At 44.5% G+C, this 22217-nt stretch carries 21 protein-coding genes; 18 read left to right on the top strand and 3 right to left on the bottom strand.

The window, feature by feature from the left end:
- Window positions 1-17: 17 nt before the first annotated feature.
- The 17 genes from cobI to PCY70_RS06875 all read left to right on the top strand — a co-directional run bounded on the left by cobI (window position 18) and on the right by PCY70_RS06875 (window position 15758).
- A complete protein-coding gene (gene cobI / locus PCY70_RS06955) occupies window positions 18-695 on the top strand; it encodes a precorrin-2 C(20)-methyltransferase (protein WP_010168496.1) in 678 nt (225 codons plus the stop codon).
- Between the two features lie 3 nt (window positions 696-698).
- Window positions 699-1460, top strand: coding sequence for a precorrin-4 C(11)-methyltransferase (gene cobM, locus PCY70_RS06950; protein WP_305766791.1), 762 nt, complete (start codon window positions 699-701; stop codon window positions 1458-1460).
- A gap of 4 nt (window positions 1461-1464) precedes the next feature.
- Window positions 1465-2196 (top strand): precorrin-3B C(17)-methyltransferase, encoded by a 732-nt coding sequence (gene cobJ / locus PCY70_RS06945; protein ID WP_305766790.1) that lies wholly within the window; start codon window positions 1465-1467, stop codon window positions 2194-2196.
- 12 nt (window positions 2197-2208) lie between these two features.
- Window positions 2209-2574 carry a sirohydrochlorin chelatase gene (locus PCY70_RS06940; RefSeq protein ID WP_010168493.1) on the top strand — a complete coding sequence of 122 codons (366 nt, stop codon included), beginning with the start codon at window positions 2209-2211 and terminating at the stop codon, window positions 2572-2574.
- A 24-nt stretch (window positions 2575-2598) separates the two neighbouring features.
- Window positions 2599-4092, top strand: coding sequence for a cobyric acid synthase (locus PCY70_RS06935; RefSeq protein ID WP_010168492.1), 1494 nt, complete (start codon window positions 2599-2601; stop codon window positions 4090-4092).
- A gap of 4 nt (window positions 4093-4096) precedes the next feature.
- Window positions 4097-5431: a cobyrinate a,c-diamide synthase gene (locus tag PCY70_RS06930; protein WP_305766789.1), complete on the top strand. Its 1335-nt coding sequence runs from the start codon at window positions 4097-4099 to the stop codon at window positions 5429-5431.
- A gap of 37 nt (window positions 5432-5468) precedes the next feature.
- On the top strand, window positions 5469-6080 hold the full coding sequence (locus tag PCY70_RS06925) for a precorrin-8X methylmutase (RefSeq protein ID WP_305766788.1): 612 nt from the start codon (window positions 5469-5471) through the stop codon (window positions 6078-6080).
- Between the two features lie 7 nt (window positions 6081-6087).
- Complete coding sequence (gene cbiD, locus PCY70_RS06920) at window positions 6088-7215, top strand: cobalt-precorrin-5B (C(1))-methyltransferase CbiD (protein WP_305766787.1); 1128 nt, start codon at window positions 6088-6090, stop codon at window positions 7213-7215.
- Between the two features lie 122 nt (window positions 7216-7337).
- Window positions 7338-8384 (top strand): cobalt-precorrin 5A hydrolase, encoded by a 1047-nt coding sequence (locus PCY70_RS06915; RefSeq protein ID WP_305766786.1) that lies wholly within the window; start codon window positions 7338-7340, stop codon window positions 8382-8384.
- 18 nt (window positions 8385-8402) lie between these two features.
- On the top strand, window positions 8403-10361 hold the full coding sequence (gene cobK / locus PCY70_RS06910) for a precorrin-6A reductase (protein ID WP_305766785.1): 1959 nt from the start codon (window positions 8403-8405) through the stop codon (window positions 10359-10361).
- Window positions 10362-10496: 135 nt separating this feature from the next.
- On the top strand, window positions 10497-11519 hold the full coding sequence (gene cobT, locus PCY70_RS06905) for a nicotinate-nucleotide--dimethylbenzimidazole phosphoribosyltransferase (protein WP_305766784.1): 1023 nt from the start codon (window positions 10497-10499) through the stop codon (window positions 11517-11519).
- A 24-nt stretch (window positions 11520-11543) separates the two neighbouring features.
- Complete coding sequence (locus PCY70_RS06900) at window positions 11544-12074, top strand: bifunctional adenosylcobinamide kinase/adenosylcobinamide-phosphate guanylyltransferase (protein ID WP_010168480.1); 531 nt, start codon at window positions 11544-11546, stop codon at window positions 12072-12074.
- A gap of 61 nt (window positions 12075-12135) precedes the next feature.
- Window positions 12136-12885, top strand: a complete 750-nt coding sequence (locus PCY70_RS06895) for an adenosylcobinamide-GDP ribazoletransferase (protein WP_010168478.1) — start codon at window positions 12136-12138, stop codon at window positions 12883-12885.
- Complete coding sequence (locus PCY70_RS06890; protein WP_305766783.1) at window positions 12882-13199, top strand: bifunctional adenosylcobinamide kinase/adenosylcobinamide-phosphate guanylyltransferase; 318 nt, start codon at window positions 12882-12884, stop codon at window positions 13197-13199. The genes PCY70_RS06895 and PCY70_RS06890 overlap by 4 nt, the downstream gene beginning before the upstream one ends.
- 9 nt (window positions 13200-13208) lie before the next feature.
- A complete protein-coding gene (locus PCY70_RS06885; protein ID WP_305766782.1) occupies window positions 13209-13760 on the top strand; it encodes a histidine phosphatase family protein in 552 nt (183 codons plus the stop codon).
- Window positions 13757-14677, top strand: coding sequence for an adenosylcobinamide-phosphate synthase CbiB (cbiB, locus tag PCY70_RS06880; protein ID WP_010168473.1), 921 nt, complete (start codon window positions 13757-13759; stop codon window positions 14675-14677). Before PCY70_RS06885 ends, cbiB begins: the two co-directional genes overlap by 4 nt.
- A 58-nt stretch (window positions 14678-14735) precedes the next feature.
- Window positions 14736-15758: a pyridoxal phosphate-dependent aminotransferase gene (locus tag PCY70_RS06875; protein WP_305766781.1), complete on the top strand. Its 1023-nt coding sequence runs from the start codon at window positions 14736-14738 to the stop codon at window positions 15756-15758.
- Window positions 15759-15779: 21 nt separating this feature from the next.
- On the opposite strand, the gene PCY70_RS06870 is transcribed toward PCY70_RS06875, so the two are convergent.
- On the bottom strand, window positions 15780-16982 hold the full coding sequence (locus PCY70_RS06870) for a cofactor-independent phosphoglycerate mutase (protein ID WP_305766780.1): 1203 nt from the start codon (window positions 16980-16982) through the stop codon (window positions 15780-15782).
- A 115-nt stretch (window positions 16983-17097) separates the two neighbouring features.
- Here PCY70_RS06870 and PCY70_RS13810 point away from each other — a divergent pair, with 115 nt between their 5' ends.
- Window positions 17098-17367, top strand: coding sequence for a cysteine-rich small domain-containing protein (locus tag PCY70_RS13810; protein ID WP_305766779.1), 270 nt, complete (start codon window positions 17098-17100; stop codon window positions 17365-17367).
- A gap of 56 nt (window positions 17368-17423) precedes the next feature.
- Here PCY70_RS13810 and PCY70_RS06860 read toward each other — a convergent pair whose 3' ends face one another.
- On the bottom strand, window positions 17424-19880 hold the full coding sequence (locus PCY70_RS06860; protein WP_305766778.1) for an S-layer homology domain-containing protein: 2457 nt from the start codon (window positions 19878-19880) through the stop codon (window positions 17424-17426).
- A 52-nt stretch (window positions 19881-19932) separates the two neighbouring features.
- Window positions 19933-22217: S-layer homology domain-containing protein (locus PCY70_RS06855; RefSeq protein WP_305766777.1), on the bottom strand; the 2285-nt coding region annotated here is incomplete at its 5' end.

The following is a 22217-nucleotide window of genomic DNA, read 5'->3' as shown; positions in this document are numbered from 1 at the left end:
CCCCAAAGGAGATCCCTATGCCAGGAACATTATACGGCGTGGGTGTAGGTCCTGGCGACAAACGCCTCCTCACCCTGCTAGCAATCGAAACGCTCACAATGGCAGACAAAATCGTTGTCCCCGACAGCGGTGGCGAAAAAACTGCTTACAAAATAGTTCAAGAATACATTACGCATAAAGAAAAAATATATTGCCATCTCCCCATGACTCGCGATGAAGCTTCTCTCGCTTCTGCTCATACAGCTGCAGCCAACACCATCATCTCCGAGTTAAAATCTGGTGCCAATGTTGCCTTTATCACACTCGGCGACCCCACAATTTATTCCACTTATATGTATATTCATCGATTGGTATTGGCCCAAGGATACAACTGCGAAATCATCAACGGTATACCTTCGTTTTGTGCGGTTGCAGGTAAATTGAATATCTCACTATGCGACAAAGCAGACCCGCTACACATCATCCCCGCCTCATATGCAAATACCGAGCAGATGCTGAAATTATCTGGCACCAAAGTACTTATGAAAAGCGGCAAAGATCTTGCTGGCGTCGTTAATTTACTAGCAGAGTCGGGGCAGATCGATCAGGCGCAGATGGTAGAATGTTGCTTTATGGAAAACGAAAAAATTTATACGGATCTACGAGCTGTGGATTCTAGTAGCTACTTTTCTGTAATCGTTATAAAGGAGAAATAAATTATGGTATATTTTGTTGGCGCCGGCCCTGGTGCAGTAGATTTAATAACAGTAAAAGGTGCTCGATTACTACAAGAAGCCGATACTGTCATCTATGCTGGCTCGCTAGTTAACCCCCAATTATTACACAATTGCAAAAGCACATGCGACATCTACAACAGTGCCTCTATGACGCTCGAAGAAGTTGTTGCCCTATTAACAGAAAACACCGCGAAAACTATTGTTCGATTACACACCGGAGATCCCAGTATTTATGGCGCTATCAAAGAGCAGATGGATCTTTTGGCAGAAAATGGTATAGAATTTGAGGTTGTGCCAGGAGTTAGCTCCTTTTGCGGAGCTGCAGCTTCATTAAATGCTGAATACACCCTACCTGCAGTCAGCCAAACCGTCATCTTAACACGCATGGCAGGCAAAACTCCTGTCCCCGAAAAGGAAAACATTCGCTCCCTTGCCACGCACCAAGCCACGATGGTTCTTTTTCTCACATCCTCATTAGTTACTCAACTCGTCGACGAATTAATTGCCGGCGGATACCCCAAAGCCACCCCGGCCGCAATCGTATATAAGGCAACTTGGCCAGACGAAAAAATCTTTCGCACAACCGTCGGCGACCTTGCCACTTGCGCACAAGAAAATCACATCACCAAAACCGCTTTAATTATCGTCGGCAATGTTCTCGGCAATGATTATGAACTCTCTAAGTTGTACGACAAAAACTTTAGCCACGAATATCGCCAAGCCACAAATCAATCGAAAGGATAATTTTATGATTTATATAGTAGGATTAGGACCCGGAGAAGCTTCACAAATTACTCCCAAAGCACTCGAGGCCATCGCAGCGTCTGACGTTGTTGCTGGTTATACAGTATATATCGATTTGATACGCCACTTGCTATGCGACCAACAAATTCTTTCTACCGCCATGACCCAAGAAGTAGATCGATGTAAAGCCGCCGCCGTTGCTGCCAGAGATGGCAAAGTTGTTACCATGGTTTCTAGTGGCGATGCTGGAATCTATGGAATGGCCTCGCTAATGATAGAGGTTTGTCATGAGCTAAAAATCGATACGGATATCGAGGTAATTGCAGGCATTACGGCAGCATCCAGTGCAGCAGCAGTTTTAGGCGCACCGCTAACCCACGACTTTGCAGTGATCTCTCTTAGCAACTTGCTTACACCATGGGAAACAATTGAAAAACGACTCAGTTTTGCCGCACAAGCCGAATTTGTAATCGTTCTATATAATCCTTCCAGTAAAAAGCGCAAAGATTTTTTACAGAAGGCCTGCGACATCGTTATGGAACATATAGCCGGAGATACAATGTGCGGATACGTTAAAAATATAGGTCGCGTTGGCGAAGAGAGCACCATTTTGACGTTAGCGCAGCTGCGAGACGCCTCTGTAGATATGTTTACCACAGTTGTTATCGGCAATAGCACTACCAAAGTCGTTGGCGATAAACTTGTCACACCTCGAGGGTATCGATCAATTTTATAAGGAGGAATATTCATGAAAAAAGGTATATTAGTTTTAGCACACGGAAGTCGAGCAAAATCTACGGAGGATACAGTAGCCGCCATCGTAGAAATTCTCAAACAAGATTTAACAGACTCTGAAATAGACTATGCGTTTATGGAATTTTCTAACAAAAGCATTCCTGCAAGTCTCGATGCCATGGCCGCAAAAGGCATCTCCGAAATCGTTGCAGTTCCATATTTCCTATTCGATGGAATTCACATACGCGAAGACATCCCCGAGGCAATTGCAAAATATTGCGCAGCGCACCCAGATATCCGCATAACTTTAGGGCAATCTCTCGGTGTAGATTATCGGTTGGCCGCAGTTTTGGCAGACCGAATTCGAGCTGCAATATAAATATGTTAGATAGGAGTTAACGATATGGCACAATCAATCATGATACAGGGCACCACCTCTAACGCTGGCAAAAGCATTGTCACTGCCGCACTTTGCAGAATCTTTGCTCAAGACGGCTATAAGGTTGCCCCTTTCAAATCGCAAAATATGGCACTCAATTCGTTTATCACAGAAGATGGGCTCGAAATGGGCCGGGCTCAAGTTGTTCAAGCCGAAGCGGCGTTCAAAAAACCCGACATTAGAATGAATCCAATTCTTTTAAAGCCCACCAGCGACAAAGGCTCTCAAGTTATTGTAAATGGCGAAGTGATGGGTAATATGAAAGCCTCGCATTATTATAAAAACAAGAAATCGTATATTCCAGCAATAGAAGCGGCGTACAATTCCCTCGCTGCAGAAAATGATATTATCGTTATAGAGGGAGCCGGCAGTCCAGCCGAAATAAACTTACGCGAAAACGACATTGTCAACATGGGGATGGCTCGCATTGCGGCAGCTCCAGTTTTGATCGTTGGAGACATAGACCGCGGTGGCGTATTTGCCGCACTATACGGAACATACATGCTACAAACTGATGAAGACAAAAAGTATATCAAGGGCACTATCATCAACAAATTTAGAGGCGATACCAAAATACTTCAACCGGGAATCGATATGATCGAGGACTTAGTTCCCGTACCAGTTGTTGGAGTGATTCCATTTGCTACATTAAAAATCGATGATGAGGATAGCCTATCAGAAGATTTATTCCATGATCAAATCTCTGATATTGACATCGCAGTATTGCGGTTGCCTAAGATTTCTAACTTTACAGACTTTAACGGTTTCGAAATATTTGCAGGAATCAAGGTTCGGTATATCAGTAGCCCCAAAAATTTTCAGGAACCAGATCTGCTAATAATACCCGGATCCAAAAACACTATTTCAGACTTACTTTGGCTGCGGGAGAGCGGTCTCGAGGCAAAAGTTGTGCGATACGCTGCAGCTGGAGGTGCTATTTTTGCAATTTGTGGGGGCTATCAGATGCTCTGCTCCGAGCTTCATGATCCTCTTGGCGTTGAGGGCGGTGGCAGCTTGAGAGGCTTGGGGCTAATCGATTCTGTTACTGTGTTTCAAGCAAATAAAATCCGAACCCGAGTTACTGGAGTTATTTCTCAGATCACAGGTATATTTTCTAAACTTGCTGGCAATACTTTCGAAGGATATGAAATTCACATGGGTACCACCAACTCAGCCGTCGCCATGAATACGCTAACTGATCTAAACGGCAAAGTTAGATCTGACGGCGCCACTGATGGCAATATTTATGGAACTTATGTGCATGGCATTTTCGATAGCGAGGGCATTGTTACCACCATTGTCAGTGCTCTTGCAGATCGCAAGGGAATCGATATAGAGCTCTCTCCCTCTGTCCCTATGGCAGAATTTAAAAATCGTGAATACGACAAACTTGCTAATCTCGTTCGCAATTCACTTGACATGGAATTAATTTACAGTATTCTAAACGAGGGAGTATAGCATTATGATCTCAAAAAGTATACCTCGCATTTTAATTGCCGGAACAAACAGCGGGTGCGGAAAAACCACTATCACATGTGCTATTCTTTCGGCACTCGTCTCTCGCAAAATCTCTACCGCATCTTTCAAGTGCGGTCCCGATTACATAGACCCCATGTTTCACGGCAAAATTATCGGCACATCCTCTTCAAATTTAGACCCATTTTTTTATGATGAGAACACTCTGAACGCATTGCTTGTAGAAAACAGTGAAGACATTTCTGTAATAGAAGGTGTAATGGGCTTTTATGATGGTATCACAATGCAGTCGGCAAAAGGCTCCAGCTATGACGTTGCTCGCATCACATCCACCCCCGTTATTCTCGCTGTCAATTGCAAAGGAACTGCATACTCAATCTTGCCCATCATCGAAGGCTTTGCGAAGCATAAAACCGACTTCTATCTGGCTGGCGTTATCCTAAATCAAACTTCTTCCACAACATACGCGCATCTAAAAACTTTGATCGAAACTAACCTTGGCATTTCTGTATTTGGCTACCTCCCCAAACTGCCGCCGCATCTAATTCTCGAAAGCCGACACCTGGGGCTCGTTACTCCCGCAGAGCTTGCCAATATCAAAGATACTCTTACCAATTTGGGAAAATTTGCCTCTGCCACTATAGATATCGATGCCCTCATCGCAGCTGCCACCGACGCACCAGCCATCCAATATCATGACATTGCAATAGAGCCAGTTGCCTCCGCCGTAATTGCAGTTGCCCTAGACAACGCGTTTTGCTTCTATTACAAAGATTCGTTGAATTTGTTTAAAAAGCTGGGCGCAACATTGCGGTATTTTAGCCCGCTTTCCGATAGCAAAATTCCTGAAGATGCGACGGGCCTCTACTTGGGTGGGGGCTATCCAGAGTTATATCTTTCGGCGCTTTCAAAAAACACCGCCATGAAAAAATCTATCCAAAACTGGATCACTTCGAATCGCCCCACCATCGCCGAATGTGGTGGCTTTATGTATCTCACTACTGAAATCGATGGATTTTCCATGGTCGCGGCTCTAGAGGGGGTGTGCCACAACACTACGAAATTAACTCGCTTTGGGTACGCCACATTTACCGCAACCACCAACAACATCTTATGCTCAGCCGGAGAATCTTTCAGAGGACACGAGTTTCACTACTACGACTGCAATAACAACGGCACTGCTTTCGCGGCTCGCAAAGATAATGGTAAAAATTGGCTCGCGGCATATGCAACCGAAAATTTATACGCCGGATTTCCACACATCAGCTTCTATTCCAACATCAGCATCGCCAAAAATTTTATCCGCCGCTGCGCTCAATAATCAATCGCTACTATTAATATAGAAAGGTTGTAACAATATGAAACCTATGGATATCGAAAACAAAAGTCTTGAAATCATCACCGCCGAACTAGGCGACACAAATATTTTGCCCCAAAATTTGGCCGTCGTTAAACGAGTTATCCACACCACCGCTGACTTCGACTATGCCACAAACTTATGCTTCCACGACGATGCCTGCAAAATTGCTATCGACACACTAAAGCAAGGGGCAACCATCGTGACCGATACGACAATGGTTATGGCCGGAATCAACAAGCCCCTCTTAGCCAAGCTTGGCGGAGAAGTTTTCTGCTTTGTTGCCGACCCCGACGTTGCGCAAACCGCGACCGAGAGAAATCTCACCCGCTCCGCTGTTGCAGTTGAAAAGGCCAGCCTCATCAAAAAGCCTCTTATATACGCTGTCGGAAACGCGCCCACTGCTCTAATCAAGTTAAACGAACTCATCGCTGCCAACAAAATTACACCCGCACTGATCATCGGCGTTCCCGTTGGCTTCGTAAATGTCGTTGAATCCAAAAACCTCATAATGCAATCTGGCGTTCCCTACATCGTTGCCAAGGGTCGCAAGGGTGGTAGCAATGTAGCTGCAGCTATTATAAATTCGCTACTCTATCAGATTGTGAGGTAACTACATCATGCATATAACAAAAACTGGAAAATCTCTTCGATGCGGATACACCACCGGCACCTGCGCCACCGCCGCTACAAAGGCCTCCGCTATAATGCTACTCACCGCTACGCCTATCGCAACTGTCACCGTCGAAACTCCTTCTGGTACGCAGCTAATTCTCCCTGTTCACGATATTACAATCACCCCAACATCTGCCTCATGCGCAATCCAAAAAGATAGCGGTGACGATCCCGACATCACAAACGGAACATATATTTATGCGACGGTTTCGAAGATCTCTGAAGCTGTCGTTACAATCGATGGGGGCGTCGGAATCGGCCGAGTCACAAAAGCTGGGTTAGATCAACCTGTTGGCAATGCCGCAATCAATAGCACCCCCCGCGCAACCATTACCGCGGCCGCTCGCTCTGTTGCAAAACAGTTTGGCTATGCCGAAGGATTCTCCGTTATAATTTCTGCTCCCGATGGCGAAGCGTTAGCAACCAAAACTTATAACAGCCGCCTGGGCATCGTGGGCGGGCTTTCCATTTTAGGAACCACTGGCATTGTCGAGCCAATGAGCGAAGATGCTATAATCGATACAATTTACGCAGAGATCAATGTAGCCTACGCCGCCGGCACCCGATATCTGGTCCTCACTCCTGGCAACTATGGCCAAGATTTTATTAAGGCAACAGCAACCTTCACCGCTATAAAATGTAGTAATTACATCGGTTTAGCCATCGACTATGCTAGCAACAAAGGTTTTGCAGGAATCTTGCTTATCGGCCATGCGGGCAAATTTCTAAAACTAGCTTGCGGGATGTTTAATACGCATTCCAAATTTGGTGACTGCCGAGCAGAGGTCATTGCCACATTCGCTGCACTCGCTGGAGCAGATACCGCCGTTATCAATGCGCTTTTGGATGCCGCCACTGCCGATCAGATGATTTCTATTATTACACAGGCTGGCGTCGCCGCTGAAGTTTTGGAAAACGTGATGGCACGAATCAAATTTCATCTGGATCATCGCGTTAATTCAATATCCAACTCTATTACAACTCCTATTATGATAGAAGCTATTATGTTCACCGATAAATTTGGCGTCGTCGGTACCACATCTGCTGCAACACAATTGCTATCTTTTTGCTAATTAACATTTTTTGTCAATAATTTTTCACAACATAACCAACGGAATCGACATATTTTGCAGCAAAATTGACATAATATATTTAGTGTATATTAATTCTTTATTATCTAATACAGGAGGTTACCATGCACGTAAATATATTTTCATATTCCGACCAAGGGTGTCGACTCGCCCTAACAATAGCTAACCTATTTGAAACTGCTACTTGCTACACAACCAAAGCCTTTGCCTCTACATATGGACTCACTGCCACTACGCGAATCTCCGCAAAGGTACGCGAAATCTTTCATTCTTCCGATTTACTTATATTCATCGGTGCCGCGGGAATAGCTGTTCGATCTATTGCTCCTTGTATACAAAATAAAGCCACCGACCCAGCCTGTCTTGTAATAGACGATGCGGCGACGTTTGTAATTCCCATTTTGTCGGGGCACATCGGCGGCGCCAACGACCATTGCAGATCAATTGCTACCGCATTGGATGCAGTTCCTGTAATTACTACGGCCACTGATGTAAACAACAAATTTGCTGTAGATGTGTTTGCCACCAAAAATAATTTAAACATTTCCTCGATGCTTATTGCTCGCGAGGTTTCTGCCGCGATTTTAACCAACAACATACCTATCAGCTTTGCTCAAAATATTACTCTCGCTGATCCATTGCCCCTAAGCCTGATTTCCGCAGATATCGGTGATATCGGAATTTTGGTAAGTTACAGATCTTTCAAGCCCTATGCTGTTACCTTAAATTTAATTCCTCAAAATCTTGTTGTTGGAATTGGGTGTCGCAAGGGCGTTTCTGCTGCCGAAATTTCTGACGCATTTGACGAAGCTTTTGCCACGCACCATCTCTACAGCCAGGCGGTACACTCGGTTTGCTCCATCGATCTAAAAGAACAAGAATCCGGATTAGTGCAGTTTTGTGCACACCGTACTTTTCCTATCACATTTTTTACTGCAGAAGAATTGGCCAATACCCCAGGTGAATTTACTTCTTCTAATTTTGTACAATCAGTCACCGGCGTTGATAACGTATGTGAACGCGCAGCTGTTAGAGGAAGTGATGGCCCATTAATTCTCAAAAAATTTTGCAAGCACGGAGTTACTATTGCGGTCGCTGCCGCAAAAAAAGTTGTCCAGTTTAATTTTCCCGATACAATATCTCATGAATAGGAAAAGGTGTTGGTTATATTGAAAAACAAAATCTGTATATTTGCTGGAACCACCGAGGGTCGCATCTTAGCTGAAACCCTCACCAATCTCGGCGTCGACGTTACAGCTTGCGTTGCCACAGAATATGGCGAAAGCCTCGTTACCGCAAACACAGTAATTGCCGAACGCCTAGACTCCATGGCAATGGCGACGCTGTTCTTAACGCAAAATTTCGAAATTGTAGTTGACTGTACGCATCCCTACGCCACTGCTGTTACAGAAAATATCATAACTGCTTGCTCGGCGACCAATACAGAATATCTGCGAGTAAATCGGGACAGTATCGATTCTTACACTTCTATTCCCGACATGACTTGCGCCGTTGATTATTTGCGATCCACTTCTGGCAATATTCTTTCCACTATTGGATCCAAAGAACTTTCTTCATTTGCGGGCTGCGGATTTTTAGACAGACTTTTTGTTCGTGTATTGCCTATTTCATCTTCGCTCGATGCTTGCCAAAATATAAATTTACCTCCGTCTCACATCATTGCCATGCAGGGGCCTTTCTCTTACGAACTCAATAAGGCGATGATCGAAGCTCTAGATATCAAAATATTGCTTACGAAGGATGGCGGCGCCGTTGGTGGATTTGCTGAAAAAGTGGCTATCGCAGCCGACTTGGGCCTAGACCTCGTTGTAATTCGCAAGCCTGCGCAACAAGCGGGGGTATCTCTTATAGCTGCAACAAAAATGCTCTCCAAACGATTCGGCACTACAACAAAAACCCGCGTGTCCATTATTTCTTGCGGCTTAGGCAATCCCAATCTTCTCACTGCAGAAGCCTCGGAGCACATTGCGGCTGCGGAGCTAATCATCGGTGCGCCACGTCTAATTAAAAATTTTGAGTCTCTCAATACAAAAATGATTGCTGAAATATATGCCGAAAAGATTTCCGACATAATTTCTAATCATGCGCATCTCCAAAACATTGCTGTTCTATTTTCTGGAGATATCGGATTTTATAGCGGCGCTACAAAATTATTTAGCCACCTTACCGAAGTAACCGTTGTTCCTATTTGCGGAATCAGCTCACCGGTTTACCTCTGCTCCAAGCTACAAATTCCCTGGCAAGATGTAAAACTAGTCAGCCTACACGCTGGCAACTGCAATATTGTTTCTGCTGTTCGCGATCATAAAAAAGTATTTACACTCTTGGGGGGCGATCGCAACGTACATTACTTATGCGAAACGCTAATAAAATTTGGATTTGGCAAAATTAGACTTTACATTGGCGAATATTTGTCGTATAATAAGGAAGTTATCACTAGCGGTACGGCTTTGGAATTGATACAAAAAAAGTTCGATTCACTAACAAGCGCACTAATTGTAAACGATGATGCTTGCCTGACCACTCGCTTTGGTATATGTGATCACTCATTTGTACGAGTGGATAACGTACCGATGACAAAAGCCGAAGTGAGGGCTGTCTCGCTCTCTAAACTCCAACTGTCTCCCGATTCTATTGTTATGGATATCGGAGGTGGAACGGGTTCTGTTAGTGTGGAAATCGCACTCAACGTTCCTAATGGCAAAGTATTTACTATTGAAAAAAATATCAAGGCCATCGCAGCTGTTAGAGAAAACAAATTTAAGTTTCATGTGGATAACTTAGAAATCATTGAGGGAGTTGCTCCAGCAGTTTTAGAGCCCTTAGATGCGCCAACACACGCCTTTATCGGTGGAAGCTCTGGCAATCTAAAGTCTATTGTAGATGCGATTCTGGCCAAAAATGCCTCGACACGATTTGTTCTTAATGTAGTCTCTTTAGAAACATTAACACAAGCAATTGAGCTTACCAAATCTTTTAGTTATAGAGAAGTAGTTCACATGTCTGTCGCACGCACAAAAGAAGTCGGTAATTATAATCTAATGATGGCAGCTAACCCCATCTATATCATTACTTTTGGCAACTATAGTCCAAAAAATGACGAATAACGAATGAAAAATGTAGTTCAGTAATGTAACAAACGTAGTAATGTATGGAAAATGTAATTAAGCAGCAGTAGTTACAGATAGTATATCTATCTGTCGTTACTGCTTCTTCTGTTGCTGTTATAAAGGAGGATTTCTATGAACAAAATGGCAATGGCTCTAGCCAAATCACGCATCGATAATATCGCTATGCCTCTTGGAGGATTAGGAAAATTAGAAGATATACTTATAAAATGTGCCGGGATTTTTGGAACCGCAGACTTTACTTTCGATAAAAAAGCTGTAATCGTTTTATGCGCCGATAACGGAATCGTGGCTCAAGATGTTACGCAAACCGGCCAACATGTCACCAAAATTGTTGCCGAGAATATGACCGATGGCAAAGCTTCGATCGCCATACTTTGTAAACAAGCAAAGGCAGATCTCTTTGTAACCGACATAGGTATGACCACCGATAGTGACAATCCCAAAATTTTTAACAAAAAAGTAGCGTATGGAACTCGCGATTTTTCTGTCGAGCGAGCCATGACTCTCGACGAAGTAAATACCGCTATATCTGTAGGCATCGGCGGAGTGGCAAAATTAAAATGGCAACAATACAATCTCATTGCAACTGGGGAGATGGGCATCGGCAATACCACAACCAGTAGCGCCATTGTTGCAGCATTATTTGGCACAGACGCAATCGCTGTAACCGGCAAAGGGGCGGGGCTTAGCACCAAAGGTCTTTTACATAAAATCGATGTAATAAATAAGGCAATCGCATTGCATCAACCCAACCCTGCAGATCCTTTTGACGTTCTTTCTGCTGTTGGCGGTCTCGACATCGCTGGGCTAGTAGGAGTATATCTCGGTGGCGCGATACACAGAATCCCTATCCTAATCGACGGATTTATTTCTGCGACTGCCGCATTGTTAGCAACACGAATTAATCCTGCGGCCAAAGATTTTATGTTCGCTACACATGTTTCATCCGAACCAGCCACCAAAATGGTACTAGACGCGATCGGGCTCGAGCCGTTTTTGTTTTTGGATATGCATCTCGGAGAAGGCACCGGTGCCACTATGGCATTTCCATTATTTGATATGGCACTAAAAATTTACCGCGAGATGAGCAACTTTGATCAAATCAACGTCAAAAAATATGTGCCCCTATCATAAAATTTACTCTGAAAGGAAAAATCTATGTTCACATTAATTTTGGGAGGCGCAGCTAGCGGTAAGTCCGAATATGCCGAAAGTCTATGCGTTCACACTACAGAGAAAAAGCTATACGTCGCCACAATGCAACCTTTTGGATCAGAAGCCATCGAACGCATCGCTCGGCATCATCACCTCAGGTCTACAAAAGGTTTTGATACCCTAGAAAAATATGTTCAATTAGAAGAGTTTGCCGACAGATCGTATCACACCATCTTAGTCGAGTGCCTTTCCAATCTTGTTGCCAACGAATTTTTTAGCTACGACAACTTTGAAGATAACATCAAGCGCGGCATCAACTCCATGGCTTCTCAGTGCCAAAATTTTATATTGGTTAGCAACAAGGTTTTTTCTGATGGCTACACCTATGAGCCTCTCACCATAGAATATACTCATGAGCTGGCTTCGCTAAATCAATACTTCGCCGCCAAGGCTGATTCTGTCATCGAAGTGGTCTATGGCATTCCGGTTGCACTAAAAGGCTCTTTTTGCCACAATTCACCTCTGCTTCCCTAAAATACCACTATCCAAATCTTGCAAATTAATATAAAATATACCTACCTAGGAGTGATCTGCAATGGTCAGTTTTATAATTTGCTTTTCTATGTACTCGATCATACCGACCCCACAAGTTGCTTGGACCGACAAGGCCCTCAAAAATTGTTTTTACTTTTATCCGTTAATCGGCCTGTTGATCGGAGCAATCTGGTATGCCATGTACTACTTACTTTCAGGATTTAACGCAAACTTTACCGCAATTGTTTTGCTACTCATACCCATCATTATTTCTGGTGGGATTCATTTTGATGGCCTAATCGACACCTGCGACGCTACATTCTCATATGGTGATCCCGCAAAGAAATTGACAATTCTCAAAGACCCTCACGTTGGAGCCTTTGGGATTATTTCTGCAGCCACTTACTTACTTATGTTATTTGGAGTATACAGCCAAATTATATCCAACAACCAGCTAATCGGAGTTGTGCCATTTATTTTTGCACTCAGTCGATCTCTTGGCGCACTCCCGTTATTATATCTAAAGCGAGCCAAACCAGACGGCCTTGGAGCAACTTTCGCAAATGCCGCCGATACTTTTGTTGTGCTTGCTTTATTGCTATGGACCGCTATTTTGTTTGCCATCATCTGCGTTCTCAATTTATATGTTGGTCTTCTGTTGATTCTTGTCTGTACAATCTTTTTAGCAATCTTTATTCCATATGCAACCAAGCAGTTTGGAGGAATGACCGGCGATTTGGCCGGGTTTATCACTTCTTCTCTCGAACTTTTATTACCGCTTTCAATAGCCATAGGAGGAACTTTTTTATGATTTTTATTACCGGGGGCATTTGTCAAGGCAAAACAGAATTTGCCAAAACTTTCAATCTCAATATAATAGACAACTTTGAATCGCTTGTTCGAGAATGGATCAACACTTCTGCAGACATCGATGCCCACATAGCTGATATACTCGCAACGCCCGATATCGTCGTTATATGCACCGAAATTGGCTGCGGCATTATTCCGCTAGATAAGCAAGAACGGCAATGGCGGGAGGCTGTCGGTCGAGCTGCCTGCAAACTCGCTGCCGCGGCAACTCAGGTTTTTAAACTAGAAGCCGGAATTCCTATACAGATTAAGTAGGTGCCCTCTATGAATGTCTACTTTGTACGCCACCTCAAAACACTCGGCAATTACGAAAAACGTTATATCGGCTCCACTGATCAAGACTTATTTCAGCCAGCTTCTCAGTCTATTACCGCTAATTTGCCCGCAACACCAACGCATATCTTTACCAGCCCCTTAAAACGTTGTCTACAAACTACTCTTTTGCTATATCCCAATTCACCTTACATTACAGTCGACGCACTCCGCGAAATAGATTTTGGTAAATTCGAAAACAAAACCTATGACGAACTAAAGCATAATGAGAACTATCGCAACTTTATTGCAGGCATAGACGACACTTCTGGTGGCGAAAGCATAGCTGCCTTCAAGTCTCGATGCGTTGCAGCATTTCTTAAAATTACGGCAGCTCTCCCACTCTCTTCTACCATCGTAATTGTCTGCCATGGTGGCACCGTCATGGCAATCATGGAATCTCTCGACTCTGCGCATCTAAATTTTTATGACTATCAACTTGCTAACGGTCACTCTATCTTATGCTCTTGGGATGGTCTGATATTAAGGAGGACTAATTTATGAACTTTGTAATTTTAATAGCATTTGGTCTAGACGCACTATTTGGAGACCCTGCTTATATTCCACATCCTGTTTCTATGATAGGCAAATTAATTACCAAAACCGAAAAGTATTTGCGAGAACGTATTCCAGATGAAGTTAGGGCTGGCGCATATCTCGTTGCCATAGTATGCTCCATATCATTTTTCGTACCGCTTATCATTTTGGCAGTGCTCCACGCCTTTAATCCATGGGTGGCCCTCGCTGTCGACATCTTTTTTTGTTTCCAAATATTGGCTGCAAAATCTCTCAAAACTGCAGCGCTACGAGTATTTGATGCCGTTTCTTGTGGCAAACCCAACGAAGCCCGCAAAGCTTTATCTCACATAGTAGGTCGCGATACCAAAAATCTCGATCGAGACGGCGTTATTAAAGCCACAATCGAAACCGTTTCCGAAAACACAACCGATGGCGTTGTTGCACCTCTATTTTATATGGCCATTGGAGGTGCCCCACTGGCATTTATGTATAAAGCAATCAATACAATGGATTCTATGATCGGATACAAAAACGATAAATATTTACTATTCGGCAAATGCGCCGCAAAAGTTGATGACCTCGCTAACTTTTTACCTGCTCGAATAGCCGCCTTGCTTATGATTGCCGCTTCCGCTTTCCTTAGCCTCGACCCAAAAAATGCCTTCAAAATTTACATCAGAGATCACAAAAAACATGCCAGCCCCAACTCTGCACACACCGAAGCGGCTTGCGCCGGAGCATTGGGCATACAATTGGGAGGCGACGCGACCTACAATGGCGTTGTTGTTCACCGACACACAATAGGCAACTCATTGCGCCCTGTTCAAACCTCCGATATCAAACGCGCCATCCAGCTAATGTATCTCACTTCCATTTTGATGCTCATTTTTTCTATTATCTAGTATAATATCGCAGAGCATCTAATAAATATATAAAATAAAATAGAAAGGAACCAATACAATGATTCACGGTGGAGATATTTATACCTTCGAAGCTCTCACAGGTCAAAAGCCTCTCGACTTTTCAGAAAACACCAACCCTCTAGGGCTTCCCTCTGCTGTGCAAAACGCCATAACGGCTTCTGTAAACCAATACTCATCATATCCCGATCCCAATTGCAGAACTCTCGCTCAAGCTACTGCACAGTATTATAACATCAACGCAGCGCACATACTCTTCGGAAACGGTGCTGCCGATCTCATTTTCAAAATTGCATACTATCTCAATTCTACTCCAGCAGTAGTTCTTGCTCCCACATTTTCGGAATACGAACTGGCTCTCAAAAATGCCGGTTCTCCTGTAGAGCATTATCACCTCTCTCCAGCAGACAATTTTGCAGTTCACGATGATATCGCCATATACGCAACTGGCAAAGTAGTCTTTATTTGTAATCCCAATAACCCCACAGGTCAGCTATGCTCCATATCCCTTTTAGAAAAGATCGCCGCAAATGCCAAGCTACTCATCATCGACGAATGCTTTATCGACTTCGTCTCACCTGATTCTAGCTTTGTTACAAAATTTACACAATACCCTAACGTCATAATACTAAAAGCGTTCACCAAAATTTTTGCCATGGCCGGAATTCGACTTGGCTTTTGTATATGCTCCAACCCCTCCATTCTTTCAGCCATCAATGCGCAAGGCCAGCCATGGAGCGTATCGACTGTTGCCCAGGTAGCTGGAGTTGCCTGCTTTGAGGACCCAGAATACATCCGCAGTAGCCTGGCCCTAATTAATACGGAGCGCAAATTTTTAGAGACCGAATTGGCAAATTTAGGATTTACCGTTTTCAAAAGTGTCGCAAATTACATTCTATTTAAAACTGACATTGCTATAGCTAGCCAGCTCATGCCACACGGCATCATGATCCGCGACTGCAGCAACTACATCGGCCTAGATAGTACCTACTATCGCATTGCAGTCAAAACTCACGAACACAATTTACAACTACTCAATGCTCTACATTCTTTTATCAGGTAATACTTTTTTCTCGCTATTCTATTATTTAACGGCAAAGAAATAATCCGCCAACTGATACCCATTTTCAAAAAATCGCCCCGACTTTGTTGCTTCAGCTTCTGTAAATACCTTTGCATTATCAGTTTCCTTCTTTGCCGTGCTATCATATAATACATACGGCACCGCTCCGCTTGCATGAGTCCTCATACTCACCGGCGTCTCATGATCTGGCAATACCAAAACTCGGTAATCCTCTCCAGATGCCAAAAAGTAATCCAATATCGGTTTCAAAATCTTTGCATCAATCTCCTCGAGCGACTTAATTTTCCCATCCAAATCTCCCTGATGCGAACACTCGTCTGGCCCCTCCACATGCAAATACACAAAGTCGTTCCCATCTTCAAATGCTCGTATTGCAGCCAACGCCTTTCCAACATAATTTGTATGCAGTGTTCCCGTTGCCCCCACCACATCTATTGCCTCCAATCCCGCGCAGACTCCGATTCCTTTTATCAAATCTACTGCAGATATTGTAACACCCTTCACTCCATATTTTTCATAAAACGATGCCAACTGCGGCTTCTTACCCTGCCCCCAAATCCAAATTGAGTTTGCAGGATTCAATCCCTTCTCCACTCGTGCAATATTTACAGAATGCGCAGATAACAACTCGTAACTTTCCTTCATCATCTCTCTAATCTCTTTGTTCGCCGGCAAATATTCCCCTATCACCTTCGTCAATATATCATGCGGTGGCGTGAGCACTGTTTTATCATCCCCCTTGTCCACAATCATGCAATGCCTATAGCTAACTCCAGGATAAAACTTTGCCTTATCAAAATGCGCATCAATCGCCCTGATCAACTCTCTCGCTTCCTCTGTGGAAATATCTCCCGCACTATGGTCAACCATCTCCAACTCTTCATACGCACCCGCTCCTGCTAGCGTTACCACATTACATCTAAATGCCACATCAGAATCCGACATCTCAATCCCCATGCTCGCAGCCTCTAGTGGCGCCCTCCCCGTTAAATACACTCGCGGATCAAACCCCATAATCGCTAGGTTTGCAGCGTCGCTTCCTGGTGCAATGCCTTCGGGGATAGTTTGCACTAACCCGACTTCTCCCACTGCTGCTATCGAATTTATATTCGTTAAGTTTGCCACCTCCAGTGGTGTCTTATTTCCCAAACTCTCAATCTTGTAATCTGCCGCTCCATCAACAACCAAAATCAAATATTTCATTATTTCACCTCTCACAAATTTTTCTTCTATGCTATCACCATCTGCAGCTGCCCGTCAAGCCAATGCTCCTACAATTATATTATTCTAATTTGCTTCTGTCTGGATTATACTTAATATGGAGGTGAGTTTATTGTCGGCATACAAACAATTTCAAAACTCAAAGTGTGAATTTTTTCCCTGCCACAAAGTTTCTAATGAGCAGGCTTTTAACTGTTTCTTTTGCTATTGTCCCCTATATTTATTAAAAGAAGATTGCGGCGGCGATTTTGCATATACCGCAAGCGGCATAAAAGACTGCTCTAACTGTACCAAACCCCACGACGAAGGTGGCTACGACTATGTTCAAAGCAAAATACGATTGGTCATCGACCGTGCCAAAAAGTAAAAAAGTCCCTCTGTAGTCACAAACTCTACAGAGGGTTTTCTATCTCGTCAATCATTTTATTTTGCTACCAAATCATTTACCTTATCCTGAAACTCTGTAATAATTGCAGCCATTTGCTCTCTCGGTATTGTCGCTCCCGCATCTGCCGGAACCAGCGTCGTGCCCAACAGACCGTTTTGCACCGCCCAATCATACGCCTGCATTGCCTCCACAACTCCCGCAGCTGTTGGGTCCGAAATTGTTTCTGCTTGCGTCGCCGGATCCGCTACCACTTTGGTATCTCCAGCCAATGGTGTTTCCTGTTTGCCCAAATATTCTACATAATTATAGAGCACTGATGCCAATTGATATTGTAGTATCGCTTCGTTTGGTGCAAACACTCCGGTTCCCACATAGCCAAAGCTGATTCCCGCATCTGTTACCCACGCCACCGGCTCATCAAACCAATACGGCACCGGCACATCGCTATAAACAGTGTTGATATTTGCCGCAGAATTTGGCGAAGACGGTGTTGGTTGCCCTGTCATTTTCCAAATTATTTCTGCCACCTCTGCTCTAGTCAAATCTGCTGTTGGTTCAAATAGTACGCTTCCGTTTGGCTGCTTTTCTCCTATCATAATGCCCTGATTATTTACGCTTATAATATTACTATAATAAGAAGACGATGGCGATATATCGGAGAACGGGTTTGTTGCCGCCCCCAACACGATATCTGTTCCCTTTCCATCTGCAGAGTTCTTAGAATATAACGCAGCTCCCGGGCTATTTACAATTTTAATATCTGGCACATCGCTTTCTGTTCCATTTGTCGCAATGATCGTACCCGCCGCTTCATTTTCGCTCGGTAACTCAACGTAGATCAAACTTCCTGCTGGCAATTGCCCATTTGCAACTTCTTCTGTTGTCGGTGTTGTTTCCGTCGCACCTGAGGTGGTGTTTGTTATCGTCGAAGATAGCGTTTCCGTTTTGCCTGTTTCTATACCCACCGGCTCTGTTGTCGTAGTGAGCTTATTAATACTCGCAATGTTGGTTGGATACTCATAGCTACTAGGCGGTGGATTTACAGATGCTGGCTCTCCTGTAATATTGGCAACTCCATTTTTTACCGCTACCGTTTCTGTTGCACCGTTATCAAATCCTGTAAAAGTAATAGTTGCATCCCCCGTAGGTGCAGGAATCGCAATGGTATTTCCTGCCAAAGTTGGGCTCACTCCCACAAACGTTAAAACCCCGCTTCCCGAAACTGTAACAGACCCATCTGCTGGCAAAGTCACAGTGCTTGCGCCAGACGTATTTATCGTTCCTCCCTCCGCTGTAATATTAAAATACGGAGTAGTTGCCGACGATGCCGCTGGTGCTGTCGTCATAGAAGTTGATGCTGTAGTATTTCCCGATACCGTCACAACCGTACTGCTATTAGATAAAGTCTGATCTCCCGTTATAACTGCTTGCCCTCCACTAATAGACGTCGTCCCATTGCTAGTCGCTATCGTTGCCACAGTCGCCGTTCCCGTTGTAGAAGCTGGAGCCACTGTTATCACTCCGCCGTTTATCACATACGAAGAATTTCCGCCCGTCGAGCTGGCCACAGTTTCTGGTGCTGTCGTAAATGTAATGTTCATTGCCGCGGTTGGCGTAATAGTCGCAATTACATTATTTCCGGTCGTTGTAATTGCCGTTGGCGCGGTTGATGTTGGTTCCACCGATACAGTCGCATTGGTCTTAAGCGCAATACTTCCTGGTGATGTCGGCGCGGTTGATGTCGGCGGAGCAGTTGCTTGCGAGTCGTTGGCATCTACTATATTAAATGTATGGCTTGTAAAACTCGCTAAATTAATCCCCTCTCCAGAATTTCCTATTTTAATTGCGCCATTTTGCTCCGAATTTGTTGCCGCATTAAATACTTTGCTATTTTCTGTGTTATACCCATTCGGGTTTTCCGCATACCCGGCCACATTAATCGATATCGGATTCGTATTTACTTCTGTATTTGCATCCCCCGCGTTTCCGCCATTCACTTCTCCCAGAACTGTTCCTCCTGAGATGTCAATAATCGTCGCTCCATTTACTGTCGCTGGCCCATCTTGCGCGTTGCCTCCTCCATATATTGCTCCAACTTCGCCGCCTATCATCGTAATTAAGCTTTGTGAAACGTCGGAATTTAGGCTGCCTCCATATATTGTTGCCGCCGAAAAGTCCTTCTGCCATCCACCAGGAATTACGGTCTCGCCAGTATCAACAATCCCATTGCCATTGGAATCTTTATATATCGATGTCGCATTGTTATTTTCATCTGCTATAATAATAATTGGAGAACCGTTTGCGTAAACCTCCGTAATGCTTGCCGCTGCCGATGGTGCCGATGGCGCCGCTGGTGCCGATGCCGATGGTGTCGTCATAACCGATGGTGTTGCCTCGACATTATTACTTGCAGTAAGATCCGCCGCAAAAGTCATCGTAGAAATTGAAAATAAAGCAATAGTTGATAAAATTACATTAAACTTTTTATGCATGTTCGCCTCCTCAAATAACGAAACAATAGAAAGAGAATTCCTCATCGGATAATTATTGTATAGCTGGCACCAAAGTATTTGCCTTATCTTGGAACAATGTGATAATAGCGGCCATCTGCTCTCTTGTCACCTCCGCACCCGCACTCGCTGGTACCAAAGTTCCTCCCAAAAGCCCATTCTCTACTGCCCACTCATAATCAGACATAGCCTGAACCACTCCTGCTGCTGCCGGGTCGCTACTCACTGGTGGCACATTTGCTGCTGCCGCTGAAGGAGGCACTACTTGCGTATATCCTGCCAATTTTTCTTCAACGCCTTCTTTCGCCAGATACTGTACATAGCTATATAATACCGCAGACAATTGATATTGCAAAATCGACTCATTCGGATCAAACACTCCGTCGCCTACATAGCCAAAGTTGATTCCCGCATCTGTTACCCATGCTATCGGTGCGTCAAACCAATACGGCACTGGTACATCAGAATACACCTCGTCAATGTTATTTATTGTTTGCGGCCCTATATCTTTCGGCTGGCTAGTCATCACCCAAATTATTTCCGCAACTTGCGCTCTAGTTAGATTTGCTGTCGGCTCAAATAACACAGACCCATCTGCCTGCTTTTCTCCAACCATAATTCCATCGTTATACACATTCATTATATCATCATAATACGGCGAACTTGCTATTACATCTGGAAACGGATTTTCGCTAGCTCCCAACGTGATATCTGTCCCCTCTCCATTTGGTGCATTCGAAACATACAGCACCGCGGTCGAATTGCCTGTTATGTGAATATCTGGTATATCTTCCTTCGTTCCATTGGTCGCGACAATCGTTCCGTTTTGCGCATCCGCTGGCAATGTCACATAGATTGCAGAGCCCTCCGGTAGATCTCCCGAATTGGTTGGTGGCGTCACCGAGCCCTTTTCTGTCTCCGTTGGTGGCGCTATCGGAGTTGCCCCTGGTAAAGCCGTTGTTGAAACTATCTCTTCTGTCTGTCCGCTACCGGTCGTTACTTTTTGAGTAGTTGTCGTCAACGCAGTAATTCCTGTAATATTCGTTGGATACACATATCCAGATGGCACAGGATTAGTTGCAGTCGGCGACGCTGCGATAACAATGTCCCCATCCTCAATTGCGATAGTTTCCGGAGAATCGTTATCCACCCCATCAAAAGTAATCGTGGTGCCCTGAGGTATTGTCATCGAGTTTCCGTTCACCGTTGGAGCCGCCCCAGTAAAAGTAATTATTCCGCTTCCAGTAATAGTAATATTTCCAGTTATTGGAACTGTCACAGTGCTAGGGTTAGTAGTCGCTATCGTTCCACCGTTTTCTGTAATTGAGAAATACGGGTTTCCGCTTCCTGGTGTTGTCGGAGTTGTAGTCGGAGTTGCAGTTGGAGTTGTTGTCGGAGTTGTAGATGGTGTTGTTGTCGGGGTAGTTGTCGGAGTTGTAGATGGTGTTGTTGTCGGGGTAGTTGTCGGAGTTGTAGATGGTGTTGTTGTCGGGGTAGTTGTCGGAGTTGTAGATGGTGTTGTTGTCGGGGTAGTTGTCGGAGTTGTAGATGGTGTTGTTGTCGGGGTAGTTGTCGGAGTTGTAGATGGTGTTGTTGTCGGGGTAGTTGTCGGAGTTGTAGTGGTGTAGTTGTCGGGTGTAGTTGTCGGAGTTGTAGTTGGTGTAGTTGTCGTGTTGTAGTTGTAGAGTAGTTGGTGTAGTTGTCGGAGTTGTAGTGGTGTAGTTGTCGGATTTGGTTGGTGTTGTTGTCGGAGTTGTAGATGGTGTTGTTGTCGGGGTAGTTGTCGGAGTTGTAGATGGTGTTGTTGTCGGGGTTGTTGTCGGAGTTGTAGTGGTGTGTTGTCGGGGTAGTTGTCGGAGTTGTAGATGGTGTTGTTGTCGGGGTAGTTGTCGGAGTTGTAGATGGTGTTGTTGTCGGGGTAGTTGTCGGAGTTGTAGATGGTGTTGTTGTCGGGGTAGTTGTCGGAGTTGTAGATGGTGTTGTTGTCGGGGTAGTTGTCGGAGTTGTAGTGGTGTTGTTGTCGGGGTAGTTGTCGGAGTTGTAGTTGGGTTGTTGTCGGGAGTTGTAGTGGTGTTGTTGTCGGGGTAGTTGTCGGTGTTGTAGTCGGAGTTGCAGTTGGAGTTGTTGTCGGAGTTGTAGATGGTGTTGTTGTCGGGGTAGTTGTCGGAGTTGTAGATGGTGTTGTTGTCGGGGTAGTTGTCGGAGTTGTAGATGGTGTTGTTGTCGGGGTAGTTGTCGGAGTTGTAGATGGTGTTGTTGTCGGGGTTGTAGTCGGAGTTGTAGTCGGAGTTGCAGTTGGAGTTGTTGTCGGAGTTGTAG

Source organism: Candidatus Epulonipiscium viviparus, assembly GCF_030708075.1.
GTDB classification, from domain to species: Bacteria; Bacillota; Clostridia; order Lachnospirales; family Cellulosilyticaceae; genus Epulonipiscioides; species Epulonipiscioides viviparus.
The sequence above is the reverse complement of the archived record's forward strand: the minus strand, read 5'-3'. Positions and strand labels throughout refer to the sequence as shown.